The following is a 629-nucleotide window of genomic DNA, read 5'->3' on the forward strand; positions in this document are numbered from 1 at the left end:
GCGGCCGCCAGCTCACCGATGGAATGCCCCGCCAGCAGATCCGGCCTGACCCCCCACGACTCCACCAACCGGAACAACGCCACCTCAAAAGCGAAGATCGCCGGCTGAGCGAACTCCGTACGCCCCAGCGCCTCCCCGTCGCCCCACACCACCTCCTTCAACGACAGACCCAGCGCACCACACACCTCGTCGAACACACCCGCGAACACCGGAAACGCCTCATACAACTCCCGCCCCATACCGGCCCATTGACTGCCCTGACCGGAGAACAGGAACGCCAGCCCACCCTCGCCCACGGAACCGGTCACGGTCTCGGACCCGACCAGCACCGCACGATGCTCGAACGCGGCACGGCCCGTGACGGCGGAGTACGCCACGTCCAACGCGTCCTCGTCCACGGACGCCACCCGGTCGACCTGGGCCCGCAACGCCTCACCCGTCCTGGCCGACACCACGATCGGCACGACCGGCAACTCGCGTTGTCGCGCGGGCGTTTCCTCGACGGGGGGTGCTTCCTCGATGATCACGTGGGCGTTGGTGCCGCTGATCCCGAACGAGGACACGGCGGCGCGGCGCGGACGCTCACCGCGCGGCCACTCCCGCGCCTCGGTCAGCAGCCGGACCTCACC

General features: G+C 69.6%; 1 protein-coding gene. It reads right to left on the reverse strand.

Annotated features, from left to right (window positions below; genetic code table 11):
* Positions 1-617, reverse strand: a 617-nt coding sequence (locus B7767_RS48280; protein ID WP_306297985.1) for an acyltransferase domain-containing protein, incomplete at its 3' end; no start/stop codon positions are given.
* Positions 618-629 lie beyond the last annotated feature (12 nt).

Origin of the sequence: Streptomyces sp. 13-12-16, assembly GCF_002114215.1 — a bacterium.
In the GTDB taxonomy this organism is placed as follows: Bacteria; Actinomycetota; Actinomycetes; order Streptomycetales; family Streptomycetaceae; genus Streptomyces.